Here is a 22,328-nt window from a genome sequence, read left to right on the forward strand (position 1 = left end):
AAGTCAAGAAAGCGCTTGCCGGCGCCACGCAGGATGCTTTGCTAGCCTTTCCGGCATCGCCTCAACCGATGAACCCAAGCCGATGCCCACCTCTACCGATACCCTGCGCATGGCGTTGCTCAACCGCTTCCTCAAGGGCGAAGCCAGGATTCCGCAGATGCCTGAAGCCGCCGTTCGCATCCGCAAGCTGCTGGATGACCCGCGAACCTCCCTGGAACAGCTGACCCGGGTGATCACCGGCGACCCGCCGCTGGCCGCGTACCTGATGCAGTTTTCCAACACGCCCCTGCTGCGTGGCGACCGCGCCTGCAGCTCGCTGCGCGAACTGCTGAGCCGCCTGGGCACCCGCCAGCTGGCCGATCTGGTGCTGGGCTTCAGCCTGCAGCATCTGTTCACCAGTACCGAACCGGCCCTGCAGCAGGCCTTTCGCACGCGCTGGCGCAGCGCCCGAGAGCGCGCCGCCCACTGCGCGGTCCTGGCCCAGCGCACCGGCCTGTCGCTGGACGACGCCATGCTCGGCGGCCTGCTGCAGGACATCGGCAGCCTGCCGCTGCTCTCGGAGCTGGAGCACTGGCCGAACGTGCCGCGCGAGAGCGATACGCTGCACGAGCTGTGCGACCAGCTGTCCGGTGACCTCGGCGCTCTGATTCTGACGCGCTGGCAGCTGCCCTCGGCAGTGATCGAATCCACGCGCCTCTTTGGCCAATGGCAACGCCAGCATGACGGCGCTGCCGACCTGGCGGATCTGGTACTGCTGGCCAGCGCTCTGCAGAGCAACCGGTCGCTGCCCGAGCCGCTGCCGGCGCAGGCGAAGCTGGGTCTGGAGCAACCGCTCGGCGAACTGAGACAGGAGCTCGCCGACGAGCTGAACCTGTGGAAGCGCCTGCTCGCCTGAAGCCTCTGCTATGCAGCCTCATCAGGCAACTGGATGCAGCTTGCCCATGCCCACGCGGCGGTCGAGACTCTCTCGCACAGCCCGCGCAGGAGGTCACATGAGCGACTCCATCGGCATCAGCCGCGAGCGTCTGGAACAGGCGCTCGCCCACTCCACCTTCGCCCAACTGCTCGGCGCCGAGCTGCTCGACTTCGCGCCGGGCCGGGTCAGCCTGCAGGTACGCAGCCGCCCCGACCTGTGCCAGCACCATGGCTACATGCACGGCGCGGTGGTCGGTTTCATGGTCGACAGCGGTTGCGCCTGGGCCGCGGCGTCGATGGTCGGCGACGTGGTCACCAGCGAATACAAACTCAACCTGCTTGCCCCGGCGCTCGGCGAACGCCTGCTGTGCCGCGCCGAAGTGCTCAAGGCCGGGCAGCGCCAGGCAGTCTGCCGGGCCGATGTGTTCGCCCTGAAAGATGGCCAGGAGAAGCTGGTGGCCACCGGCCTGGCGACCATCGCGCGGGTGTAGCGGACGCGCGACTAGCAGGCCGTTGAAAAACGTAGGCGAGGCAGCCAGTGCAATACCGATGGCGGCCCCGCAAAAACAGCCGAAAAACGACCGGGGTCGCGTCCGACTTTACGTGTTGTAAATGAGCATTTTGATGGGGGCGCCTAGCTCGGACTCGCGCACGAGGCTGTTTTTAACGCAGCAATGGCAACGCAGGTAGTTTTCAACAGCCTGCTAGCCCTGATGCAGCGCCCGGTAATGGCTGGGCGCCATGCCCACCACCTTGCGAAACAGCCGCGAGAAGTAATAGGGGTCCTCGTAACCCAGCTGCTCGGCGACCTGACGCACCTCGATATCGCCACGGTCGAGCAGACGGCAGGCCAGCGCCATCTTCAGCTGGATGAAGTCCTGGATCGGCGCATGGCCGGTCAGCGCGCGGTAGGTCTTGGCGAAGTGAAAGCGCGAGAGCTTGAACTGCGCCGCCAGTTCGTCGAGGTTGAGGTTGCCGTGCAGGTGGGCGCGCATCACCGCCTGCACCGCTTCGATATCCAGCACCCGCCCGGATTTCAGACTGACCCGCGCCGGCAGCACCGCCAGGGAGCTGAGCATCGCCTGCAGGCGGTGCGCAGCATGGATGAAGGGCAAGGCGTTGAGGCCCTGCCGCTGCAGACCCAGCAGCGCCTCGAAGTCGCCGAGCAAACGCGGCTGCACACCGATGCGCCGCAGCGTCTGCGCGCCCAGCAGACGCAGGAAGTCCTCGCTGAGGCTGCCGTCGAAGTGCACCCAATAGATCGTCCAGGGGCTTTGCCCATCGGCGCCATAGGCATGCGGCACGTCCTTGGGCAGCAGCAGCAGATCGCCAGCAGCAACCTCGAATCGTCCATCCGTCGCTTCCAGCCAGCCCCTGCCGGAGCGGCAATAGATCAGTAGGTGATCGTCCGGCTGCAGGCGCCGCATCTGGTGTCCGGCCGCGTCAGGGTAGAAGCCCATGGCCAGGGGATAGCAGCCCGAGCTGAGCGGATGGCGTACCAGCAGGCGGCGCAGGCGCGGCGGCGTGATGAAGCGCTGCCCGCCGAGTGGCAGCGGCCAGTTGGAGGTTTCCACCCGCAGGCCCATGACGATCATTCCTTGCAAACGCTCATGAATGACAAGATCGTCCATCCGCAGGCCAAGATCGTCAATCCACAAGGCGGCGTCGAGTGGCTATAAAGAGACGGTACAAGAACAAAGGAGGCGAGCATGCCCCGTACCCTGCCGCAACTGATCGACGGTCAATGGCGCGCCAGCCAGGCTCACGAACTGATCGAAGTCACTGACCCGGCCACCCAGGAGGTGCTCGCCCTCGCCCCCAAGGCCACCGCCGAGGAAATCGAGGCGGCCGTGGCCAGCGCCCAGCAGGCCTTTCTCGCCTGGCGCGAGGTGCCGGTATCGGAGCGGGCCCGCTTGATGCTGCGCTACCAGCATCTGCTCAAGGAACATCACGACGAGTTGGCGGAGATTCTCGCCGCGGAAACCGGCAAGACCTTCGCCGATGCCAAGGGCGATGTGTGGCGCGGCATCGAAGTGGCCGAGCATGCCGCCAACATCGCCAGCCTGGTGATGGGCGAGACGGTGGAGAACGTCGCTCGCGAGATCGACACCGCCAGCTGGATTCAGCCGCTGGGCGTGTGCGTCGGCATCACCCCGTTCAATTTCCCGGCGATGATCCCGCTGTGGATGTTTCCGCTGGCCATCGCCTGCGGCAATACCTTCATCCTCAAGCCGTCGGAACAGGACCCGATGACGCCCAACCGTCTGGCCGAACTCTTCCTCGAGGCCGGCGCGCCGGCCGGGGTGCTGCAGGTGCTGCATGGCGGTCGCGAGCAGGTCGACGCCCTGCTGGTGCACCCGGCGGTACGCGCGGTGTCCTTCGTCGGCTCGGTAACGGTGGGCCAGCACGTCTACCGCACCGGCACCCAGCACCTGAAACGGGTGCAGGCCTTCGCCGGAGCCAAGAACCATATGGTGATCATGCCGGACGCGCCGAAGGATCAGGTGCTCAGCAACCTGCTCGGCGCCAGTTGCGGCGCCGCCGGGCAGCGCTGCATGGCGATCAGCGTGGCGGTGTTCGTCGGCGAGGCAAAACAGTGGATCGACGAGTTGGCGACGCAGATGGCCGCACTGCGCCCCGGTCACTGGCAGGATGGCGGCGCCGCCTACGGCCCGCTGATCAGCCCGCAGGCACGCCAGCGCGTGCTGCGCCTGATCGATGAAGGCAAGGCCGAGGGCGCCGAGTGCCTGCTCGACGGTTCGCAGTGCACGGTGGAGGGCTACCCGGACGGCAACTGGGTCGGGCCGACCCTGTTCCGCGGCGTGACGTCGAAGATGGGCCTGTACCGCGAGGAGATCTTCGGCCCGGTGCTGGTGTGCATGGAGGTGGACAGCCTGGAAGAGGCCATCGAACTGGTCAACGCCAGCCCCTACGGCAACGGCACCAGCCTGTTCACCCGCTCCGGCGGCGCCGCGCGGCACTTCCAGCACGCGGTGGAGGTCGGCCAGGTCGGCATCAACGTGCCGATTCCGGTGCCGCTGCCGTTCTTTTCCTTCACCGGCTGGAAGGGTTCGTTCTACGGCGACCTGCACGCCTACGGCAAGCAGGCGGTGCGTTTCTACACCGAAACCAAGACGGTCACGACCCGCTGGTTCGACGACAAGCCACTCGGCGAGGGTCCGAACATGACTATCCAGCTGAAATGAGAACTGGGTGATGCTTTCTTAGACTAATAGACGATCACCCGAACTGGACGAGCGGCGTAAAACGGTTCTCTGCAGAACAAAAACAAGGAGAACTGCAATGCGCCAACTCACAGCCATCCTGGCCCTGTGGGCCGGGGTTACCGCCTGCGTGCAAGCTGCCGAGCCGATCACCCTCGGGCTCAACTACCCGCGCACAGGACCATACAAGGAGGAGGGATTGGCGCAGATGCGTGGAGCCCTGCTGGCCATCGACGAGATCAATGCCGCTGGCGGCGTGCTGGGAAGGCCCCTGCGCCTGTCCAGCAAGGACACCGCCTCGCGCCCGGCCAAGGCGGAAAAGAACGTCGACAAGCTGGCCGCCGAAGGCGCGGTGATGCTCTTCGGCGGTGCCTCCAGCGCCGTGGCCATCGCCGCCGGCAAACGCGCCAAGCAGCATGGCCTGCTGTATTTCGGCACCCTCACCTACTCCAACGACACCACCGGCAAGGACGGCCACCGCTACATGTTCCGCGAGTGCAACAACGCCTGGATGAGCGCCAAGGTGCTCGGCCAGTACCTGAGCAAGACCTTGCCGAACAAGCGCTACTTCTACGTCACGGCCGATTACACCTGGGGCCATACCAGCGAGGCTTCGTTGCGCCAGGCCACTTCGAGCGACAACGCCGCCCAGCACGCCGGCGTGCGCGTCCCCTTCCCTGGCGCGCGCCTGGCCGATTATCAGGATGCCCTGACCCAGGCCGCCGCGAGCAAGGCCGACATCCTCGCCCTGGTGCTGTTCGGCGAGGACCTGGTGCGCGCCATGCGCATCGCCAAGGACCTGGGCCTGACCGAGCGCATGCAGATCGTCGCCCCCAACCTCACCCAGAGCATGGTCGAACAAGCCGGCCCGGACCTGATGCAGGGCGTGATCGGCACCGAACCCTGGACCTGGCGCGTGCCGGCGCTGGAGAAGTCCGCGCGTGGCGAAGCCTTCGTCCAGGCCTTCAAGACCCGCTACCAGATGTACCCCTCCAGCTCCGCCGCTTCGGCCTACAGCATCGTCCAGCAGTGGGCCGATGCCGCCAAGCGCGCCAACAGCCTCGATAGCGAAGCGCTGATCAAGGCGCTGGAGGGCCACCGCTACAGCCTGCTGAAGGGCGAGCAGCAATGGCGCGCCTTCGATCACCAGAACCTGCAGACGGTCTACGCGGTGAAAGTGAAGCCGCGCGACGAGGTGCTCAAGGACCCGCTCAAGCAGGACTACTTCGAAATCGTCGACCGCCTCGACGCCAGCACGGCGCTGCCCAGCCTCGCCGACTGGCAGGCCGAGCGCCGGGCCGGCGGCCAACCCCTGACCTTGCAATGAGATGCCATGGACTTCGAACTCAATGACGAGCAACGCCTGCTGACCGACAGTGCCCGCGCCTTTGCCACGCGGGAACTGGCGCCCCATGCCGCGGACTGGGACCGCGACCACCACTTCCCCCTGGAGGTGATCCGCCGCGCCGCCGAGCAGGGCTATCTGGCCCTCTATCTGAAGGAGGAGGATGGCGGGCTGGGGCTGTCACGGCTGTCCAGTTCATTGATCTTCGAACAGCTGGCGGCCGGTTGCGTAGCCACCACCGCCTACCTGACCATCCACAACATGGCCACCTGGATGCTCGCCAGCTTCGCCAGTGCCGAGCTCAAGGACGCCTGGCTACCGGGCCTGGCCTCCGGCCAGTTGCTCGCCTCCTACTGCCTGACCGAGCCGGATGCCGGCTCGGACGCCGCCAACCTGCGCACCCGCGCGCGGCGTGACGGCGACGATTACGTCATCGATGGCAGCAAATGCTTCATCTCCGGCGCGGGTTCGACCGATGTGCTGATCGTCATGGCGCGCACCGGCGAGGACGGCGCCAAGGGCATCTCCTGCTTCCTGGTGCCGGCCGATGCCCCTGGCGTGCGCTACGGACGCAACGAGGACAAGATGGGCTGGAAGGCGCAGCCGACCCGCACCATCACCTTCGACGGCGTGCGCATCCCCGCCAGCCACCGCATCGGCCCCGAGGGCGAAGGCTTCGTCTACGCCATGAAGGGCCTCGACGGCGGGCGTCTGAATATCGCCAGCTGCTCGCTCGGCGCGGCCCAGGCGGCGCTGCAGCAGAGCCTGCGCTACGTCGAGGAACGCAAACAGTTCGGCAAGCCCCTCAGCGAATTCCAGGCGCTGCAGTTCAAGCTCGCCGACATGCTCACCGACCTCACCGCCAGCCGGCAGATGGTGCGCCTGGCCGCGCACAAGCTCGACCGCGGCCATGGCGAGGCCAGCCTCTACTGCGCCATGGCCAAGCGCTTCGCCACCGATCACTGCTTCAGCGTCTGCAACGAAGCCCTGCAACTGCACGGCGGCTACGGCTATCTGAATGACTATCCACTGGAACGCTGGGTACGCGATGCCCGTGTACACCAGATACTGGAAGGCACCAACGAGATCATGCGGGTGATCGTCGCGCGCCGCCTGCTGCAGCAGGGCGGCATGCTCGATCGCCTGCTCTGAACCAGACAGCGCACCCGCAGGCGCCGGTGGCCGGCGATCTCGACGAGGTCGCCAACACCTGGGCTCCTACAATGAAGCCATAACGGGGAATCTCATGACTACCGCACTGGAAACCTACAAATCCGGCATCTTCGACCTGACCCACAAGCTGACCGTGGAAAAGCACGGCCATACCGCGCTGATCACCATCAACCATCCGCCGGCCAACACCTGGGACCGCGACTCGCTGATCGGCCTCAAGCAGGTGGTCGAGCACCTCAACCGTGACGACGAGGTCTACGCCCTGGTGGTGACCGGCCAGGGACCGAAGTTCTTCTCCGCCGGCGCCGACCTGAACATGTTCGCCGACGGCGACAAGGCGCGCGCCCGCGAGATGGCCCGACGCTTCGGCGAAGCCTTCGAGACCCTGCGCGATTTCCGCGGCGTGTCCATCGCCGCGATCAACGGCTACGCCATGGGCGGCGGCCTGGAATGCGCCCTGGCCTGCGACATCCGCATCGCCGAACGCCAGGCGCAGATGGCCCTGCCGGAAGCGGCCGTGGGCCTGCTGCCGTGCGCCGGCGGCACCCAGGCGCTACCCTGGCTGGTGGGTGAAGGCTGGGCCAAGCGCATGATCCTCTGCGGCGAGCGTATCGACGCCGAAACCGCCCTGCGCATCGGCCTGGTCGAGCAGGTGGTGGATACCGGCGAGGCGCGCGGCAGCGCCCTGCTGCTGGCCGCCAAGGTGGCGCGGCAGAGCCCGGTGGCGGTGCGCACCATCAAGCCGCTGATCCAGGGCGCGCGCGAGCGCGGCCCGAACACCTGGCTGCCGGAAGAGCGCGAGCGCTTCGTCGACCTGTTCGACGCCGACGATACCCGCGAGGGCGTCAACGCCTTCCTGGAAAAACGCGACCCGCAGTGGCGCAACAAATGAGTCGCGGCTCCGTAGGGTGCCGCGGGGCCGCCCAGGCCGTGCGCACCACAATCGGCAACCCAATAACCGCACGGTGGATGGATAAAGTGTCATCCGCCCTACGCTGGAAACCCCTATGAACCTGCAATTCGAAGAACGCCCCAGCCTGCATGGCTACCGCATCGGCATCGCCAGCCTGGACGCCGAGAAGAGCCTCAACGCTCTCACCCTGCCGATGATCCAGGCGCTCGATGCGCGCCTGCAAGCCTGGGCCGAAGACCCGACCATCGCCTGCGTGATGCTGCGCGGCAACGGCCCGAAAGCCTTCTGCGCCGGCGGCGACGTGGTGCAGCTGGTGCAGCGGTGCCGCGAACACCCCGGTGAGGTGCCGCCGCTGGCGCGGCGCTTCTTCGCCGACGAATACCGCCTCGACCACCGCATCCACAGCTATCCCAAACCCTTCATCTGCTGGGCCCACGGCCACGTGCTGGGCGGCGGCATGGGCCTGATGCAGGGCGCCGGCGTCCGCATCGTCACGCCGAGCAGCCGACTGGGCATGCCGGAAATCAATATCGGCCTGTATCCGGATGTCGGCGGCAGCTGGTTCCTTGCCCGTCTGCCGGGGCGTCTGGGCCTGTTTCTCGGCCTCACCGCCGCCAGCATCAACGCCCGCGATGCGCTGGACCTGAACCTGGCCGACCACTTTCTGCGCGACGACCAGCAGGATGCCCTGCTCGAAGGCCTGGTGCAGCTGAACTGGCGCGAGCAGCCGGCCGCGCAACTGCACAGCCTGCTGCGCGCACTGGAGAACGAGGCGCGCGGCGAACTGCCGGCGGCCCAGTGGCTGCCGCGCCGCGAGCGTATCGACGAGCTGCTCGATGTCGCCGACCTGCCGGCGGCGGTTCAGGCCATCAGCGCCCTGCAGCAGGATGACGACGCCCTGCTCGCCCGCGCCGCCAAGACCCTGGCCCATGGCTGCCCGCTGACCGCGCACCTGGTCTGGCAGCAGATCCGCCGCGCGCGGCACCTGTCGCCGGCCGAGGTGTTCCGCATGGAATACGCCATGAGCCTGAATTGCTGCCGCCACCCGGACTTCCCCGAAGGCGTGCGCGCTCGCCTGATCGACAAGGACCAGACGCCGCACTGGCATTGGCCGGACGTGGCCGCGATTCCCGAGGCGGTGATCGAAGCGCACTTCGCGCCGGCCTGGGAGGGTGAACATCCGTTGGCGGATCTGTAGGAACCTGCGCCGACTCGGTGCGCACGGCGCACCCTACATATGCCCCGTAGCCCGAGTGCAATCCGGGGTATCGGTCACGGAGCGAATTCATTCGCGATAGAGCAGACACGACGCCCTCAGAGGAGTACCGGCATGGACGACAAGCAGTTGCAAAAAGCCCTGACCTTCCGGGCCCTGCATCAACGCGACGAGCTGCTGGTACTGCCCAACCCCTGGGATGCCGGCTCGGCGAAGATACTCGCGGCCCTGGGTTTCGAAGCCCTGGCCACCACCAGCGCCGGCCTGGCCTTTGCGCTTGGCCGCCCCGATGGCGAAGGTCTGATCAGCCGCGAGGAAACCCTGGCCAATGCTCGCGCCATCGTGGCCGCCACGCCCTTGCCGGTGGCAGCCGACCTGGAGAACGGCTTCGCCGACGACCCGTCAGGCTGTGCGGACACCCTGCTGCAGGCCGCCGCCTGCGGACTGGTGGGCGGCTCCATCGAAGATGCCAGCGGACGTGTGGATGCGCCCATCTATCCCCTGGAGCTGGCGGTGGAACGCATCCGCGCCTCGGTGGCCGCGGCGCGCAGCCTGCCCTTTCCTTTCACCCTCTGCGCCCGCGCGGAGAACTTCCTGCACGGGCGCCAGGACCTGCGCGACACCCTCAAGCGGCTCGAGGCCTATGCTGAAGCCGGAGCGGACGTGCTCTATGCGCCAGGGCTGACCACGCGCGAGCAGATCGACGCCGTGGTGCGCGCCGTTGCGCCACGGCCGGTCAACGTACTGATGGGCCTGCCCGGGATCGCGCTGACCCTGGATGACCTGAGTGAGCTGGGCGTACGCCGGGTCAGCGTCGGCTCCAGCCTGGCACGCACAGCCCTGGGCGGCTTCCTGCGCGCCGCGCGAGAGCTGCGGCGCGGCAACTGCGACTTCGCCAGGGATGCCACCTCCTTCGCCGAACTCAACGACCTGTTCAAAGCCGGGCAATAGCTGGCAAAAACACGAAAGGAGAACCGAGATGACCCAGATCGCCTTTATCGGCCTCGGCCATATGGGCCTGCCCATGGCCCGAAACCTGCTCAAGGCGGGTTATCCGCTGAAAGTCTTCGACCTGGTGCGCAGCGCCGTCGACACCCTGGCCGGCGAAGGCGCGGTGGCAGCCGAGAGCGCCGCCGAGGCCAGCGATCAGGCACAGGTGGTGATCAGCATGCTGCCGGCCAGCCGCCATGTGGAAGGCCTGTACCTGGGCGAAGACGGCCTGCTCGCGCGGCTGCCCGCCGACACGCTGGTGATCGAGTGCTCGACCATCGCCCCGGAGTCCGCGCGCAAGGTACATGCCGCTGCCCGTGAGCGCGGCGTCGCCCTGCTCGATGCGCCGGTGTCCGGCGGCACGGCTGGCGCTGCCGCCGGCACCCTGACCTTCATGGTCGGCGGCGAGGCCCAGGCGCTGGAGAAAGCCCGGCCGATCCTCGCCACCATGGGCAGAAACATCTTCCATGCCGGCCCGGACGGCGCCGGCCAGGTGGCCAAGGTGTGCAACAACCAGGTGCTCGCCGTGCAGATGATCGCCACTGCCGAAGCCATGGCCATGGGCGTGGCCAATGGCCTGGAGCCGGCGGTGCTGGCCGAGATCATGCGGCAGAGCTCCGGCGGCAACTGGACACTGGAGAAGTACAACCCCTGGCCCGGGGTGATGGAGAACGTCCCGGCGTCCAAGGGCTACAGCGGCGGCTTCATGGCCGAGCTGATGGCCAAGGACCTCGGCCTGGCCCAGGAAACCGCCAGCCACAGCGGCAACAGCACGCCCATGGGCGCTTTGGCGCTGCAGCTGTATCGCCTGCTGCTCAAACAGGGCAAGGGCAAGCAGGATTTCTCGGTGGTGCAGCAGCTGTTCGTGCAATAGCGCCCGTAGGGTGCGCTGCGCGCACCGTAGCGTTTCCCGGTAGAGCTGGTGCGCACGGCGCACCCTACGGAGCCGCCCCCATCGTAGGGTGCGCTGTGCGCACCGGGGCGTTTCCCGGTAGAGCTGGTGCGCATGGCGCACCCTACGGAAGCCGCGCCCTCCTCGTAGGGTGCGCTGCGCGCACCATGGCGTTTCCCGGTAGAGCTGGTGCGCATGGCGCACCCTACGGGAGCCGAGCCCCATCGTAGGGTGCGCTGCGCGCACCATGGCGTTTCCCGGTAGAGCTGGTGCGCATGGCGCACCCTACGGGGCCGCCCCATCGTAGGGTGCGCTGCGCGCACCAGGACCATCGGAGCTCAACGCAGCGTCTGCAAATGCAAAACACCAAACAGCAGCACCTGCAGGCGCTGCCACCACAACAGCGGCAGGCCCCGCAGGCGCGAGCCGAACAGCACCAGCTCGCCCACATGCGCCAGCAGCACCGCCAGGGCGGCCCAGTTGACCCAGCCGCCCAGCGGCGCGGCGAAGGGGTAGAAGAGATTGAGCAGCGCCACCAGCCAGAACATGGCCAGGGCGCCCTTGGCGAAAGACAGCAGGTTCATCGTCAGCCTCCGAATGGATGAACCTGCAGTGTGCCCAGCCGAACGGCAGCACACCGCCCTTCTTTCGACTGGCGCGCCCTAGCGCAGCGTCAATCCGAACGCCTCGTCGGCGAAGTCGAAGCAGGCGAGGAAACGACGAATCTCCAGCAGGTTGCCATCGACTTTCACATCGCCCAGCAGCCCCCCCTTGACCAGGCCGCCCTCGCCGGTCAGCAGGGTTTCCATGAAGCGCTTGTCCATGCTCAGGCGCAGCTCGGTGCCTTCGGGAATACCCTTGTGCAGCTGCGCGACGCCGCGCCGAACCTCCAGCGCCCACTGCTCGTCCACATCGGGAAAGCTGAAGCCCAGGGTCAGTTCCAGATCGCCGGCCTTCTGCGGGTCGATGCGGGTCACCCAGTTCTGCAGGAAGCTCTGCGGGGTGAAGCTGCGCACCATGTCCGGCGAGAGGAACACCTTGCGCATTTCCAGCGAGCGCTGACGGATGGCGTCGCCGTCGAGCTTGCCCTCCAGTTCCATGGCGCTCATCAGGTACCAGTTGCGCCAGTTGATGTTCATGCTGGCGTAACCCAGCTTGCGAAAGCTGCGCGCCTTGATTTCGCGCGCCAGCTTGTCGTCGTGGTCGACGCGGATGGCGTAGCCGGCCAGCTCGGCGGCCCACTGATAGTCGCCCTTCAGATAGGCGTTGCCGGCCTCCAGCAACAGCTTTTCACGACCGCCGGCCAGGGCGATCAGCCGCTCGGCCTGCAGCCGCGGCGGGGTCGGGTCGAGGGCCACCGGGTCGCCCTGGAACCAGCCCAGGTAGCCGTTGTAGATCTGCCGTACGCTGTGCTTCACCGTGCCGTAGTACTCGCGCAGATAAGGCGTGTAGCCGGCCAGGTGCGGCGGCAGCTTGACCTGCTCAACCAGCTCGTCCGGGGTCAGGCCCTTGTTCATCCAGCGCACGGTCTGGTCATGGATGTAGGCGATACCGTCGCGGGTCATGCGTAGCACTTCCTCGACCCTGTCCTGGCCGCTGACCGGGCGACCATGCAGCGGCACCATATGCTCGGCCCGGTAGGCGCGCAGCTTGTCCAGGCTCTCGACCCACTGCACCGGGTCGCGGAACCTGGTGCCGCGCAGCGTATGGATGTTCGGCAGGGTCGGCCCCTGATCGACCTCGGCACTGATCAGCACGCGGTTGTCCGGCAGGTACAGGATGATCTCATCCGGCGCCTCGCTGGGGACGTGCAGAAACTGCACGTCGAGACCGGCGATCCTGGTGTCCAGGCGTTCGCCAAAGGTCACGGTCGGAGCGATGAACGACGACGGCTCGGCCTTGGCCAGCGGACCGATACCGGCGTTCATCCCCTCCTGATCGCTGGCCGGCAGGAACGAGCCGAAGCTGTAGGCCGAGCGCACGCCGAGGATCGGCCCGACCAGCGCGCCCTGCGCCACCACGTTCTGCAGCAGCGTCTCGTGGGCATAGATCTGCACCTCGCCGCGCTCGACCTGCTCGCGGCTGACGAACGCCTGCACGCCGTTGATGTGATCCGGGTGGAAGTGGGTGTAGACCACCGCCTTGATCGGCTTGTCGCTGAGCTTGCGGAACTCGGCCATGATCTTACGCGACTCGCTGACCGACTCGCCGGTGTCGACGATGATCAGCCCCTCGGGCGCCTCGATCATTACCACGTTGCCCAACTGCCAGCCGACCGCCGAATAGACATTGCCCGCGACGCGGTAGATCTGCTGGGCGAAGTGCCTGGTGTGCGCGGCCAGCTCGGCGTGAATGCTCGGCTCGATACGCTCGGCCGGCAGTTCGGCCTGTGCGCCCAGGGGCAAGGCAGCGGCCAGCAGCAGGCCGCCAAAGCGAGAGAAGGTGCTCATGGCGATAGGACGTCTTGTTGTTGAAGTACTGGCAGGTTGGCAAAGGCCAGCTGATAATTCCAATGCATTCGAACCCAAGAACCAATGCAGAGCACGCATGAACGACCTACGCCAGCTTCGTCACTTCGTGGCCCTCGCCGAACACGGTCACTTCGCCCGTGCCGCCGAGGCCGTGCACCTCAGCCAGCCGGCGTTGAGCCGCAGCATCCAGGCCCTGGAGGCGCAGCTCGGCTGCAGCCTGGTGGACCGCCATAGCCGCGGCATCAGCCTGACCGCCCACGGCCAACTGGTGCTGGAACATGCCCGCCGCCTGTTGGCCGGCAGCCTGGCGTTGAGCAATGCGGTCAACCAGCTGGGCAATCTTGAAGCCGGCGAGCTGCGCCTCGGCGCCGGCCCCTACCCGGCCGCGCGGTTGATACCGCAGGCCCTCGGGCAATTGCTGCAGCGGTATCCGCGGGTGCAGGTGAAGCTGGACATCGGCAACTGGCTGGAACTGCGCGACAGCCTGCTGGACTCGGCCATCGAGCTGTTCGTCGCCGATATCCGCGAGCTGCAGGGTGATACGCAGCTGCAGATCGAACCGCTGCGCGTGCATCGGGGCGTGCTGTTCTGCCGCCCGGCGCACCCGTTACTGCAGCGGCGCGATCTGCAACCGCGCGACCTGCTGGACTTTCCCCTGGCCGGCACGCAGTTGCCGCAGGCGGTCGAGCGCAGCCTGGGTCACGCCAGCGGACGCGCGCAACCCTTGAGCGTGCAGTGCGACAACTTTCTCGTGCTCAAGCGCCTGGTGGCCGACAGCGACGTGCTGAGCATGGCGCCTTGGGACGTGATCGCCGAAGAGGTCGCAGCCGGCCAACTGAGCCTGCTGCCGCTGGCCCCGGCGAGCCTGCAGCAGCAGTCGGCCTATGGCCTGGTCAGCCGCGCCGGACACAGCCTGTCGCCGGCGGCGCAGGCCATGGTCGAGGAGATTCGTCAGCTGGATGCAGCGACTCCGCGCGTGGCGGGTTGAGCCTCACCAGCGCCGCTCGCCGCTACGCTGCTGGCGCTCATTGGCGCGTCCGTTGGAAAACTGCAGCTGGGTGCTGCGGCTGGTGCCCCAACTGCGCTGCGTCTGCTGATTGCGATGTTCCTGGCGACGCTGGTCGCGGCGGTAGTCGTGGCGCGGCGGCTGGTGGTACTTGTGGCCGTCGCGATGACGATGATCGTGGCCATAGTGATGACGCGGCGGCGGTGCCGGCACATAACGCTTGGAATCGTGGCGATGACGGTCGTACCGGCGGTCGTCGTAATAGTAGTAACGCGGCGTGACATAGACCGGCGGCGAGTAATCGCGGCGGTAGCCGTCGTAATAGTGGTGCGAGTGATGATGGCCGCGGTAGCCACGGTCGTAGCCGTCACCGTACACGGTGCAGCCACTGAGCGGGATGAACAGCAAGGCAGCGATCAGGGTTCTGTAGGACATGAAAGCCTCCGCAGGGGAAGCGGGGGACGCGCACCGCGCCCCCGAGGGAAGAGGCCGGACCGCCAGGCCCGGGACTGGATCAGCAACGACCTTTCTTGGCCTGCCCCGGCGGACAGTGGGGAGGCCCACCGCCGCCATCGCCGATATCGATGCCAATACCCGGCAGCCTCACACTGCAGCCGGAAAGACCGAAAGCCAGGCTCATCGCCAGCAGCAACATGCCGAAGGTTTTCATCAGCAGCGCCCCTGCATGCGCAGCCCCGGCGGACAGAAGTGACCGCCGCCGTGGTAGCCGCGGCCACCCACGTCGACACGAATCACATCGGGATCGCCGACCCGGGCATGCACGCCCGGGGCACTGAAACTACAACCGCCCAGCAACAACGCCAGCGCCATCACAGTCAAACCACGCATTTGGAATACTCCTCGAATTTCCAGTATCTGCTGGACGCCCGACCACCGCAGCCGGCATGGCTCCATCAGCATGCTCGTTCGACAATCTGCGCTGGATCACGTTCCGTGCAGCCGAGTGACGGCGATCACGGGCTCGTCACGGTCACTGGCACGCTCCTCGCTTGGCAAGGCGCCGCAGCGGGAAGGCGATCAGTGCTGCTAACAGAAATGGCCGACTAGGGTTCCGGCCCACCCGCACGGGTGGGTGACTGGTCCGAGAGTGGGCGACCTCGGAGCGGCGGGAAGCCGCGGGGTTACACGGCGGGATAAAAGCCCGGGAGAACGCGCAGCACGGCTGCCCGCCTTCCCGCTTTCGTCCATAACCCGAGGTTTTCCATGTCCATTCGCTCCCTGCTCACCGCCCTGCTCTGCGCCTGTCTGCTCGGCGCTCCAACGGCCCAGGCCGCGCCCAAGACCTTCAAGCTGTGCTGGTCGATCTTCGCCGGCTGGATGCCCTGGGGCTATGCCGCCGAACAGGGCATCGTGAAGAAGTGGGCAGACAAGTACGGCATCGACATTCAGGTGCAGGAAGTGCCGGATTACGTCGGTTCCATCGAGCGCTACAGCGCCGGCCAGTTCGACGCCTGCACCATGACCAACATGGATGCCCTGACCATTCCCGCCGCCGCCGGCAAGGACAGCACCGCGCTGATCATCGGCGACTTCTCCAACGGCGCCGACGGCCTGCTGCTGCGCGGCAGCGGCCTGCGAATCCAGGACCTCAAGGGCAAGAGCGTGCTGCTGGTGGAGAACTCGGTGTCGCATTACCTGCTCAGCCGCGCGCTGGAGTGGGCCCTGCTCGAGGAGAGCGACGTGACCATCATCAACGTCTCCGACACCGAAATCGCCGAGGCCTTCCTCGCCGGCAAGGGCGACGCGGTGATCACCTGGAACCCGATCCTCTCCGAGATCCGCCGCAAGGCCGAGGTCAGCCAGGTGTTCAGCTCCAATCTGATTCCCGGTGAAATCCTCGACCTCACCGTGGTCGACAGCCAGACCCTGGCGCAGCACCCGGAGTTCGGCCGCGCACTGACCGGCGCCTGGTTCGAGACCCAGCGCCTGCTCGGCCTGCCCACCCCGGCCGGGCGCGAGGCCCGGGCCAGAATGGCGGCCGCTGCCGACACCACCGCAGAAGATTTCGAGGCCCAGTTGGGCACCCTGCGCTCGTTCTACTCGCCGCGCACCGCGCTGAACTTCGCGCGCACCGGCAAGCTGCCGGATCTGATGCAACGGGTGGCGCGCTTCGCCGATGCCCACGGCCTGCTGGGCAAGAGCGGCTTGGGGCTGACCAATCTGGGGATCGCCTTTAGCGGCGAACGGACTTTGGGTAACCCACAGCGCATCCTGCTGCGTTTCAATCACGACTACATGCAGTTGGCCGCCGACGGCGCACTCTGACGCCCCAGCAGGCAGCACGACCCGAGCCCAATGCACCAGCAGAGCGCATCGCATGCCCCGACGCCAGCCGAGCGAGCGCCGCCTGCTGCGCTTCGCGGTGCATGGCACGATGTTCGCTAAGAACAGCCCGTGCAGGAACAACCCGGCTCGCCGGGATCGCGGCACCACAATTTGCCAATAGCCGGCTAGGGTTCCGGCTCGCCACCCGCGAGCGACTGGTCCGAGAGCTGGCGACCTCCAGCGAGGTTACACGGCGGGACAAAAGCCCGGGAGAACGCGCCCCATCCGTGGGGAACCGCCGCGCACTCCTGCCCGCCCCTGTCCAACTGGAGGTTCACCATGGGTATGCCCCACTCGTTTCAGCGGCCATCGGCCACCCATCCCAAAGGCCCGATGCCCGCACGCCCTTGCGCCCGCTAGCGGCGCAGGCATTTCGCTCCAGGCCCGACGAGGACTCCCCATGCGCCTGATCAATCGCCACCCGGATCGCAGCGGCCGCCTGCTGCTGATCCTGCTGCCCTTCGCCCTGCTGCTGTTCGTCTACTTCAGTGCCTCGACCACCCGCCTGGCCGAAAACCCCAACGACAAGCTGCTGCCCAGCGCCAGCCAGATGGTCGATGCCATCGACCGCCTGGCCTTCACCGAGGACAAACGCAGCGGCCAGTACCTGTTCTGGCAGGACACCGCCTCCAGCCTGCAACGCCTGGGCATGGGCCTGGGCATCGCCGCGCTGCTGGGCCTGGTGCTGGGCATCGCCGCCGGCAGCATCCCGCTGTTCGGCGCACCGCTGTCACCGCTGCTCACGGTGCTGTCGATGATTCCGCCACTGGCCATCCTGCCGATCCTGTTCATCGTCTTCGGCCTGGGCGAGCTGTCCAAGGTGATGCTGATCGCCATCGGCATCACCCCCTGCATCGCCCGCGATATCGAACAGCGCGCCCGCGAGATTCCCGGCGAGCTGCTGATCAAGGCGCAGACCCTCGGCGCCAACACCTGGACGCTGATCCTGCGCCTGGTGCTGCCGCAGCTGCTGCCGCGCCTGCTGATCTCGCTGCGCCTGATGCTCGGCTCGGCCTGGCTGTTTCTGATCGCCGCCGAGGCCATCGCCTCGACCGACGGCCTCGGCTATCGCATCTTCCTGGTGCGCCGCTACATGGCCATGGACGTGATCCTGCCCTACGTGGTGTGGATCACCCTGCTGGCCTGGCTGATGGACCTGGGCCTGCGTCAGGTGCTGCGCCTGTGCTTCCCCTGGCATGAAGGAGGCAAGGCATGACCCTGTTCAGCCAACATATCGTCCCGCTGAGGGAACCTGCCATGAGCGAATCCAGCGCTACGGCCGCGAGCCCGGCGACAACCGCCTTTATCGAAGCGCGCAACCTGTGGCAGGAGTACGGCGACCAGGTCGTGCTCGAACGCCTCAACCTCAAGGTGAATGAAGGCGAATTCTGCACCCTGGTCGGCGCCTCCGGCTGTGGCAAGTCCACCTTCCTGCGCATGCTCCTCGGCCAGGAACGCCCGAGCCGCGGCGAACTGCTGCTGCGTGGTCAGGTGCTGCCCAACGAGCCCGATCCGAGCCGGGGTGTGGTGTTCCAGCGTTACTCGGTATTTCCGCATCTGAGCGTGCTGGACAACGTCGCCCTCGGTCTGGAGCTGCCGAAGTCGAAGCTGCTGGGCCGGCTGTTCGGTGCCGCCAAGCGCGAGGCCCGCGAGCGCGCTGCGGAAATCCTCACCAAGGTCGGCCTCGGCCATGCCCTGAACAGATACCCCAGCGCACTCTCCGGTGGCATGCAGCAACGCCTGGCCATCGCCCAGGCGCTGGTGATGCAACCGCGCATGCTGCTGCTCGACGAGCCCTTCGGCGCCCTCGACCCCGGCATCCGCAAGGACATGCACGCACTGCTGCTGGAGCTGTGGCAGGAAACCCGCCTGACCGTGTTCATGGTCACCCACGACCTGTCCGAAGGCTTCAGCCTCGGCACCCGCCTGCTGGTGTTCGACAAGGTACGCCACGACCCGCAGGCGCCCGGTGCATACGGGGCGCGGATCACCTATGACATTCCGCTGAACGCGGCGCGCCGGGCGCAGGTGCAACTGCCCAGCGAGCTGGCCGAGCGTATCGCCGCGCGCAACGAACCGTAGCCCGGATGAAATCCGGGGATAGCCGGCACCTTTTCCCCGGATTGCATCCGGGCTACGGAGCGGCCAGCCTGGTGCGCACAGCGCACCCTACGAAGCGCACACCGCGTTGCAGAACGTAGGGTGCGCCGTGCGCACCACCTGTGCCTCCGGCAAGGAAGCTCCCCTAGCTCAACACCTCGAGATAGCGCGCCAGCGTTTCCCCCTCCGTGGCAAACCAGCGCTGCGCCTCGTCGGTACAGGGCGTGGCGAGATCGGCGCGCCAGTCCGGCTCCAGCGTATCGATAAGGAAGGTGCGCACCACCGCACGGCCGTCCGGCCTTTGCAGGTGCTGGCACACGCGCCCGGCCGCCGGGATCTCGTAGCCTTCCAGCGAAACGCGCTGCCCGACCCGCGCCGGCTGGGTGGACAGCACCACCCGATACCGGCCCGGCTGATCGGCATAGGCCAGCGAGGTTTCGCAGTCGAATAGCGCGGCCAGGGCCTGTCCATCACCCTGCGCCCGCTCCGCTCGCTCGCGCAGCTGCAGCGCTGACTCACCCGGCTCCACCGCCCGCCCGTGCATCCAGCCAAGCCGGTCGCCGCAGAGAATCAGGCCACCGCCGCGCTGCAGCACCTGGCCGGTTTCGGCATCGCACTCCTCCAGCAGACGCAGGCTGATCAACGGCCCGCCGCTGGCCTGCAGGCGCCAGTCCTCGACATAGGCACCACTGGTGCCGAACTCGATCATGCAGTTGCCGATGCGCTGCAACTGCGCCGGCTCCGGCCAGCGGTTGTGCAGTTGCAGGGACACCCCGCCGCGCCAGCTCAAGTAGCCGTTCTCCCAGATACTGTCAGCCACCCAGCCCTCATGATTGGCAAGCTGGCGCAGCTCGGCGGCATCGTAGTCCTGCCAGGCCCGCACCGGCAGCGCGGGTGCGTCCGGCAGGCGCAGGTCGATGGTGAAGCTGCGGCTCTGCAGCCAGTGCACCTGGGTGCGCTCATCGCTGCGGCCATCGGCGAAGCTGATGGTGCGCCGACGAAAGTGCCCGAGCATCCAGTCCGGCACACCGCCCTCGGCGCGCTGCGGGTAACGTGCAGCCAGTTCCAGCAGGTTCATGCCGTCACCTCCCGGCCGCCTTGACCAAAGCTGGACAAACCCGCCGCACCATCCGGCAATTGCAGTGAGCCGTCCTCCAGCCGCTCTCGCAGATAGCGGAAGGTCTGCGCCGTCTGCGCGAACAGGTGGTCGCCACAGCTCACCGGCGCGTACACCCGCTCACCGCGCGGCGGCAGACCGGGGATCGGCGCGATGCGCGTCGGGTAGTCGCAGGCGCAGAACAGTGGGAAGGCGAAGCGCTCCTCGCTGACCTTGCGCACGCGGTGCGAGGTGGCGACGAAATGGCCGTTGCTGAGCACCTCCAGCATGTCGCCGATATTGATCACGAAGGCGTCCTCCACCAGCGGCACGTCGATCCACTGCCCGTCGCCGTTGAGCACCTGCAAACCTTCGGCGGTGGGTAGCAGGATGGTGAAGCATTCGTAGTCGGTGTGCGCGCCGATACCGGGACGGTCGGCCACCGGATCGGGGGCGAGCGGGTAATGGATCATGCGCAGCTGGCTGGTGGGCTGCCGGGTGATGCCGGCGAAGGTGTCCTCGGCCAGCCCCAGCGCCAGGGCGAAGCCGCGAAACAGCGTGTCGCCCAGCGCCAGCGCGGCGCGGTAGTAGGCACTGACCTCGCGCTTGAAGTCCGCCGAGTCCGGCCACTGCGTCGGGCCCAGCAGCGGATAGACCTGAGCCGCCTCGGTGTAGTCGTAATTGACGTCGTAGGCCTCTTTCAGATCCTTGCTGCCGCCGACAAACTGCTCCTCGCCCTCCGGCACGTAGCCGCTGTGGTTGCTCGACTGGCCGATGTAAAAGCGCATCTTCTCCTCCAGCGGGCGTGCGAAGAAGCGGCGCGCCTGGTCGACCAAACCGTCGCGCAGCTCACGCGCAATGCCGTGCCCGGTGATCTGCAGAAAGCCGACCTCGCGCGCGGCACGGCCCAGCTCATCGGCTACGAGCCGGCGCTCGGCAGGATGCTCGCTATACAAGCCCGAGACGTCGATCAGGGGAATCGAGGTGAAATGGGTATGCGCCATGGCAATCTCCCTTGAACAAGTGAGTTACCTGGTCGTCCAGACGAGCAGCGGGTCGGGTCGTCCCGAGGGCGGCAGCAAGGCCGCCCCTGCAACGGGGTCGATAGCGATTTCCATGCCACCGCCATCATGCCGCCAAGGCGCGGTGCTTTGAGCCGAATTGCCCCCGAACGGTGCAATGAACACCGCCCAGGCCCCATCAGGCAGCACGCAAACCGCGAGCAGCATCACCCAAGCGCGCAGTCACGGGCTCCGGCGAGCTGGCACGCTATTCGCTAAAGCTCAGGTGTGCAGGTTACAACCGGGTTTTCCCGGAATCGCGGCACCACAATTTGCGAAATGGATGACTAGGGTTCCGATCCGCGCAGGCGGGTGACTGGTCCGAGAGTCATCGACCTCCAGTGAGGTTACACGGCGGGATAAAAGCCCGGGAGAACGCGCCTTTCGAACCATTCGAAACGTGCCGCGACTCCTGCCCGTACTCAACAAGACTGGAGGTTCCAATGCGCAAGTACCGTCTGCTCTCCTTCGCCGCTGCCGGTCTGGCCGCGCTGCTCAGCTTCAGCGCCCACGCCGAGAAGAAAGACAGCTTCAGTGTCTGCTGGACGCTCTACGCCGGCTGGATGCCCTGGGGCTATGCCAGCACCTCCGGCATCATCGACAAATGGGCGAAGAAGTACGGCATCGACATCGATGTCGTGCAGCTCAACGACTACGTGGAATCCATCAACCAGTACAGCGTCGGCCAGTTCGACGGCTGCACCATGACCAACATGGACGCCCTGACCATTCCCGCCGCCGGCGGCGTGGACAGCACCGCGCTGATCGTCGGCGATTACTCCAACGGCAACGACGGCCTGCTGATCAAGGGCGAAGGCAAGACCCTGGCCGACCTCAAGGGCATGCAGGTCAACCTGGTGGAGCTGTCGGTATCCCACTACTTCCTCGCCCGCGCGCTGGAAAGCGCCGGCATGAGCGAGCGCGACGTGAGCGTGGTGAACACCTCCGACGCCGACATCATCGCCGCCTTCTCCACCCCCAGCGTGCAGGCCGCCGCCACCTGGAACCCGATGCTCGCCGAGATCAAGGCCCAGCCGGGCAGCACCGAGGTGTTCGACTCCTCGAAGATCCCCGGTGAAATCCTCGACATGATGGTGGTCAACACCCAGACGCTGAAGGACAACCCGGACTTCGGCAAAGCCCTGGTCGGCGCCTGGTTCGAGATTCTCGACCTGATGCAGTCCGGCACCCCGCAAGCCACCGAAGCGCTGACCGAAATGGCCAAGGCCTCCGGTACCGACCTGGCCGGATTCCAGGCCCAGCTGGCGACTACCAAGCTGTTCTACACACCCAAGGAAACCCTGGACTTCGTCACCAGCCCGGCCCTGCCGGAGACCATGACCAAGGTCGCCAACTTCAGCTTCGAGCACGGCATCCTCGGTGAAGGCGCGCGCAGCGCTGACGCCATCGGCATGACCTTCGCGGGCGACGTGACTACCGGCGACAGCGCCAACATCAAGCTGCGCTTCGACCCGAGCTACATACAGATGGCCGTCGACGGCAAGCTCTGACCCTCACGCCCCTCACAACGATGATCAGGCGCCACTGCCGGCGCCTGACGATACGGCTTTGATCCCGAG

At 66.7% G+C, this 22,328-nt stretch carries 22 protein-coding genes and 3 riboswitches; of the genes, 14 read left to right on the forward strand and 8 right to left on the reverse strand.

Translation table 11 applies throughout. The features are described from left to right. The first annotated feature begins 82 nt into the window (after window positions 1-82). Window positions 83-895, forward strand: coding sequence for an HDOD domain-containing protein (locus N7333_RS08415; protein WP_129481564.1), 813 nt, complete (start codon window positions 83-85; stop codon window positions 893-895). Window positions 896-992: 97 nt separating this feature from the next. Further along, on the forward strand, window positions 993-1,406 hold the full coding sequence (locus N7333_RS08420; RefSeq protein ID WP_003245635.1) for a PaaI family thioesterase: 414 nt from the start codon (window positions 993-995) through the stop codon (window positions 1,404-1,406). A gap of 213 nt (window positions 1,407-1,619) precedes the next feature. On the opposite strand, the gene N7333_RS08425 is transcribed toward N7333_RS08420, so the two are convergent. Continuing rightward, window positions 1,620-2,501 carry an AraC family transcriptional regulator gene (locus N7333_RS08425; protein ID WP_003245638.1) on the reverse strand — a complete coding sequence of 294 codons (882 nt, stop codon included), beginning with the start codon at window positions 2,499-2,501 and terminating at the stop codon, window positions 1,620-1,622. 123 nt (window positions 2,502-2,624) lie between these two features. Here N7333_RS08425 and N7333_RS08430 point away from each other — a divergent pair, with 123 nt between their 5' ends. From N7333_RS08430 to mmsB, 7 genes are all read left to right on the forward strand, one after another. After that, entirely contained in the window at window positions 2,625-4,121 is a 1,497-nt protein-coding gene (locus N7333_RS08430; protein ID WP_129481565.1) for a CoA-acylating methylmalonate-semialdehyde dehydrogenase, read from the forward strand. A 97-nt stretch (window positions 4,122-4,218) separates the two neighbouring features. After that, the gene (locus N7333_RS08435; RefSeq protein WP_003245642.1) at window positions 4,219-5,466 is read left to right on the forward strand and encodes a substrate-binding protein; all 1,248 of its coding nucleotides are present in this window, start codon (window positions 4,219-4,221) and stop codon (window positions 5,464-5,466) included. A gap of 6 nt (window positions 5,467-5,472) precedes the next feature. Further along, window positions 5,473-6,636 (forward strand): acyl-CoA dehydrogenase family protein, encoded by a 1,164-nt coding sequence (locus N7333_RS08440; protein WP_003245644.1) that lies wholly within the window; start codon window positions 5,473-5,475, stop codon window positions 6,634-6,636. 94 nt (window positions 6,637-6,730) lie between these two features. Next, a complete protein-coding gene (locus N7333_RS08445) occupies window positions 6,731-7,549 on the forward strand; it encodes an enoyl-CoA hydratase (protein ID WP_003245646.1) in 819 nt (272 codons plus the stop codon). A 115-nt stretch (window positions 7,550-7,664) separates the two neighbouring features. Then, window positions 7,665-8,768 (forward strand): enoyl-CoA hydratase/isomerase family protein, encoded by a 1,104-nt coding sequence (locus N7333_RS08450; protein WP_279858683.1) that lies wholly within the window; start codon window positions 7,665-7,667, stop codon window positions 8,766-8,768. 132 nt (window positions 8,769-8,900) lie between these two features. Continuing rightward, complete coding sequence (locus N7333_RS08455; protein WP_129481567.1) at window positions 8,901-9,737, forward strand: isocitrate lyase/phosphoenolpyruvate mutase family protein; 837 nt, start codon at window positions 8,901-8,903, stop codon at window positions 9,735-9,737. A gap of 28 nt (window positions 9,738-9,765) precedes the next feature. Further along, window positions 9,766-10,650: a 3-hydroxyisobutyrate dehydrogenase gene (gene mmsB / locus N7333_RS08460; RefSeq protein WP_129481568.1), complete on the forward strand. Its 885-nt coding sequence runs from the start codon at window positions 9,766-9,768 to the stop codon at window positions 10,648-10,650. A 356-nt stretch (window positions 10,651-11,006) separates the two neighbouring features. Here mmsB and N7333_RS08465 read toward each other — a convergent pair whose 3' ends face one another. Together N7333_RS08465 and N7333_RS08470 are read right to left on the reverse strand one after the other, a co-directional pair. Next, complete coding sequence (locus tag N7333_RS08465) at window positions 11,007-11,252, reverse strand: DUF1145 domain-containing protein (protein WP_003245652.1); 246 nt, start codon at window positions 11,250-11,252, stop codon at window positions 11,007-11,009. A gap of 78 nt (window positions 11,253-11,330) precedes the next feature. Beyond that, entirely contained in the window at window positions 11,331-13,118 is a 1,788-nt protein-coding gene (locus N7333_RS08470) for an alkyl sulfatase dimerization domain-containing protein (protein ID WP_129481569.1), read from the reverse strand. Between the two features lie 97 nt (window positions 13,119-13,215). Between N7333_RS08470 and N7333_RS08475 the strand changes: the two genes are divergently transcribed. After that, window positions 13,216-14,127, forward strand: coding sequence for a LysR family transcriptional regulator (locus tag N7333_RS08475; protein ID WP_012017967.1), 912 nt, complete (start codon window positions 13,216-13,218; stop codon window positions 14,125-14,127). 3 nt (window positions 14,128-14,130) lie between these two features. On the opposite strand, the gene N7333_RS08480 is transcribed toward N7333_RS08475, so the two are convergent. From N7333_RS08480 to N7333_RS08490, 3 genes are all read right to left on the reverse strand, one after another. Continuing rightward, window positions 14,131-14,580: a hypothetical protein gene (locus N7333_RS08480; protein WP_129481570.1), complete on the reverse strand. Its 450-nt coding sequence runs from the start codon at window positions 14,578-14,580 to the stop codon at window positions 14,131-14,133. Window positions 14,581-14,659: 79 nt separating this feature from the next. After that, window positions 14,660-14,815, reverse strand: coding sequence for a hypothetical protein (locus tag N7333_RS08485; protein WP_003245659.1), 156 nt, complete (start codon window positions 14,813-14,815; stop codon window positions 14,660-14,662). Further along, window positions 14,815-14,994, reverse strand: coding sequence for a hypothetical protein (locus N7333_RS08490; RefSeq protein ID WP_129481571.1), 180 nt, complete (start codon window positions 14,992-14,994; stop codon window positions 14,815-14,817). Before N7333_RS08490 ends, N7333_RS08485 begins: the two co-directional genes overlap by 1 nt. Before the next feature lie 204 nt (window positions 14,995-15,198). Beyond that, window positions 15,199-15,316, forward strand: a riboswitch (guanidine-I (ykkC/yxkD leader). A 53-nt stretch (window positions 15,317-15,369) separates the two neighbouring features. Here N7333_RS08490 and N7333_RS08495 point away from each other — a divergent pair. From N7333_RS08495 to N7333_RS08505, 3 genes are all read left to right on the forward strand, one after another. Continuing rightward, complete coding sequence (locus tag N7333_RS08495) at window positions 15,370-16,431, forward strand: putative urea ABC transporter substrate-binding protein (RefSeq protein WP_012017966.1); 1,062 nt, start codon at window positions 15,370-15,372, stop codon at window positions 16,429-16,431. Between the two features lie 174 nt (window positions 16,432-16,605). Then, window positions 16,606-16,706: riboswitch (guanidine-I (ykkC/yxkD leader) on the forward strand. 185 nt (window positions 16,707-16,891) lie between these two features. Next, on the forward strand, window positions 16,892-17,707 hold the full coding sequence (locus N7333_RS08500) for an ABC transporter permease (RefSeq protein ID WP_003245663.1): 816 nt from the start codon (window positions 16,892-16,894) through the stop codon (window positions 17,705-17,707). Between the two features lie 41 nt (window positions 17,708-17,748). After that, a complete protein-coding gene (locus tag N7333_RS08505; RefSeq protein WP_129481819.1) occupies window positions 17,749-18,573 on the forward strand; it encodes an ABC transporter ATP-binding protein in 825 nt (274 codons plus the stop codon). Between the two features lie 163 nt (window positions 18,574-18,736). Here the strand turns inward: N7333_RS08505 and N7333_RS08510 are convergent, their stop codons facing one another. After that, a complete protein-coding gene (locus N7333_RS08510) occupies window positions 18,737-19,669 on the reverse strand; it encodes a hypothetical protein (RefSeq protein ID WP_279858684.1) in 933 nt (310 codons plus the stop codon). Continuing rightward, on the reverse strand, window positions 19,666-20,691 hold the full coding sequence (locus N7333_RS08515) for a 2-oxoglutarate and iron-dependent oxygenase domain-containing protein (protein ID WP_129481573.1): 1,026 nt from the start codon (window positions 20,689-20,691) through the stop codon (window positions 19,666-19,668). Before N7333_RS08515 ends, N7333_RS08510 begins: the two co-directional genes overlap by 4 nt. Before the next feature lie 333 nt (window positions 20,692-21,024). Continuing rightward, window positions 21,025-21,124: riboswitch (guanidine-I (ykkC/yxkD leader) on the forward strand. Between the two features lie 67 nt (window positions 21,125-21,191). Here N7333_RS08515 and N7333_RS08520 point away from each other — a divergent pair. Next, the gene (locus N7333_RS08520; RefSeq protein ID WP_096825975.1) at window positions 21,192-22,259 is read left to right on the forward strand and encodes a putative urea ABC transporter substrate-binding protein; all 1,068 of its coding nucleotides are present in this window, start codon (window positions 21,192-21,194) and stop codon (window positions 22,257-22,259) included. Window positions 22,260-22,328 lie beyond the last annotated feature (69 nt).

This window comes from Pseudomonas sp. GD04158 (assembly GCF_029834875.1).
GTDB lineage: Bacteria > Pseudomonadota > Gammaproteobacteria > Pseudomonadales > Pseudomonadaceae > Aquipseudomonas > Aquipseudomonas hydrolytica.

Excerpts from the sequence above, each read along its gene's own strand:
- N7333_RS08510 (WP_279858684.1), bottom strand. The coding sequence starts at position 19,669 with ATGAACCTGCTGGAACTGGCTGCACGTTACCCGCAGCGCGCCGAGGGC.
- N7333_RS08485 (WP_003245659.1), bottom strand. The coding sequence starts at position 14,815 with ATGAAAACCTTCGGCATGTTGCTGCTGGCGATGAGCCTGGCTTTCGGT.
- N7333_RS08455 (WP_129481567.1), top strand. The coding sequence starts at position 8,901 with ATGGACGACAAGCAGTTGCAAAAAGCCCTGACCTTCCGGGCCCTGCAT.
- N7333_RS08450 (WP_279858683.1), top strand. The coding sequence starts at position 7,665 with ATGAACCTGCAATTCGAAGAACGCCCCAGCCTGCATGGCTACCGCATC.
- N7333_RS08445 (WP_003245646.1), top strand. The coding sequence starts at position 6,731 with ATGACTACCGCACTGGAAACCTACAAATCCGGCATCTTCGACCTGACC.
- N7333_RS08415 (WP_129481564.1), top strand. The coding sequence starts at position 83 with ATGCCCACCTCTACCGATACCCTGCGCATGGCGTTGCTCAACCGCTTC.
- N7333_RS08435 (WP_003245642.1), top strand. The coding sequence starts at position 4,219 with ATGCGCCAACTCACAGCCATCCTGGCCCTGTGGGCCGGGGTTACCGCC.
- N7333_RS08490 (WP_129481571.1), bottom strand. The coding sequence starts at position 14,994 with ATGCGTGGTTTGACTGTGATGGCGCTGGCGTTGTTGCTGGGCGGTTGT.
- N7333_RS08420 (WP_003245635.1), top strand. The coding sequence starts at position 993 with ATGAGCGACTCCATCGGCATCAGCCGCGAGCGTCTGGAACAGGCGCTC.
- mmsB (WP_129481568.1), top strand. The coding sequence starts at position 9,766 with ATGACCCAGATCGCCTTTATCGGCCTCGGCCATATGGGCCTGCCCATG.
- N7333_RS08440 (WP_003245644.1), top strand. The coding sequence starts at position 5,473 with ATGGACTTCGAACTCAATGACGAGCAACGCCTGCTGACCGACAGTGCC.
- N7333_RS08425 (WP_003245638.1), bottom strand. The coding sequence starts at position 2,501 with ATGGGCCTGCGGGTGGAAACCTCCAACTGGCCGCTGCCACTCGGCGGG.
- N7333_RS08465 (WP_003245652.1), bottom strand. The coding sequence starts at position 11,252 with ATGAACCTGCTGTCTTTCGCCAAGGGCGCCCTGGCCATGTTCTGGCTG.
- N7333_RS08470 (WP_129481569.1), bottom strand. The coding sequence starts at position 13,118 with ATGAGCACCTTCTCTCGCTTTGGCGGCCTGCTGCTGGCCGCTGCCTTG.
- N7333_RS08475 (WP_012017967.1), top strand. The coding sequence starts at position 13,216 with ATGAACGACCTACGCCAGCTTCGTCACTTCGTGGCCCTCGCCGAACAC.
- N7333_RS08520 (WP_096825975.1), top strand. The coding sequence starts at position 21,192 with ATGCGCAAGTACCGTCTGCTCTCCTTCGCCGCTGCCGGTCTGGCCGCG.
- N7333_RS08505 (WP_129481819.1), top strand. The coding sequence starts at position 17,749 with ATGAGCGAATCCAGCGCTACGGCCGCGAGCCCGGCGACAACCGCCTTT.
- N7333_RS08515 (WP_129481573.1), bottom strand. The coding sequence starts at position 20,691 with ATGGCGCATACCCATTTCACCTCGATTCCCCTGATCGACGTCTCGGGC.
- N7333_RS08480 (WP_129481570.1), bottom strand. The coding sequence starts at position 14,580 with ATGTCCTACAGAACCCTGATCGCTGCCTTGCTGTTCATCCCGCTCAGT.
- N7333_RS08495 (WP_012017966.1), top strand. The coding sequence starts at position 15,370 with ATGTCCATTCGCTCCCTGCTCACCGCCCTGCTCTGCGCCTGTCTGCTC.
- N7333_RS08430 (WP_129481565.1), top strand. The coding sequence starts at position 2,625 with ATGCCCCGTACCCTGCCGCAACTGATCGACGGTCAATGGCGCGCCAGC.
- N7333_RS08500 (WP_003245663.1), top strand. The coding sequence starts at position 16,892 with ATGCGCCTGATCAATCGCCACCCGGATCGCAGCGGCCGCCTGCTGCTG.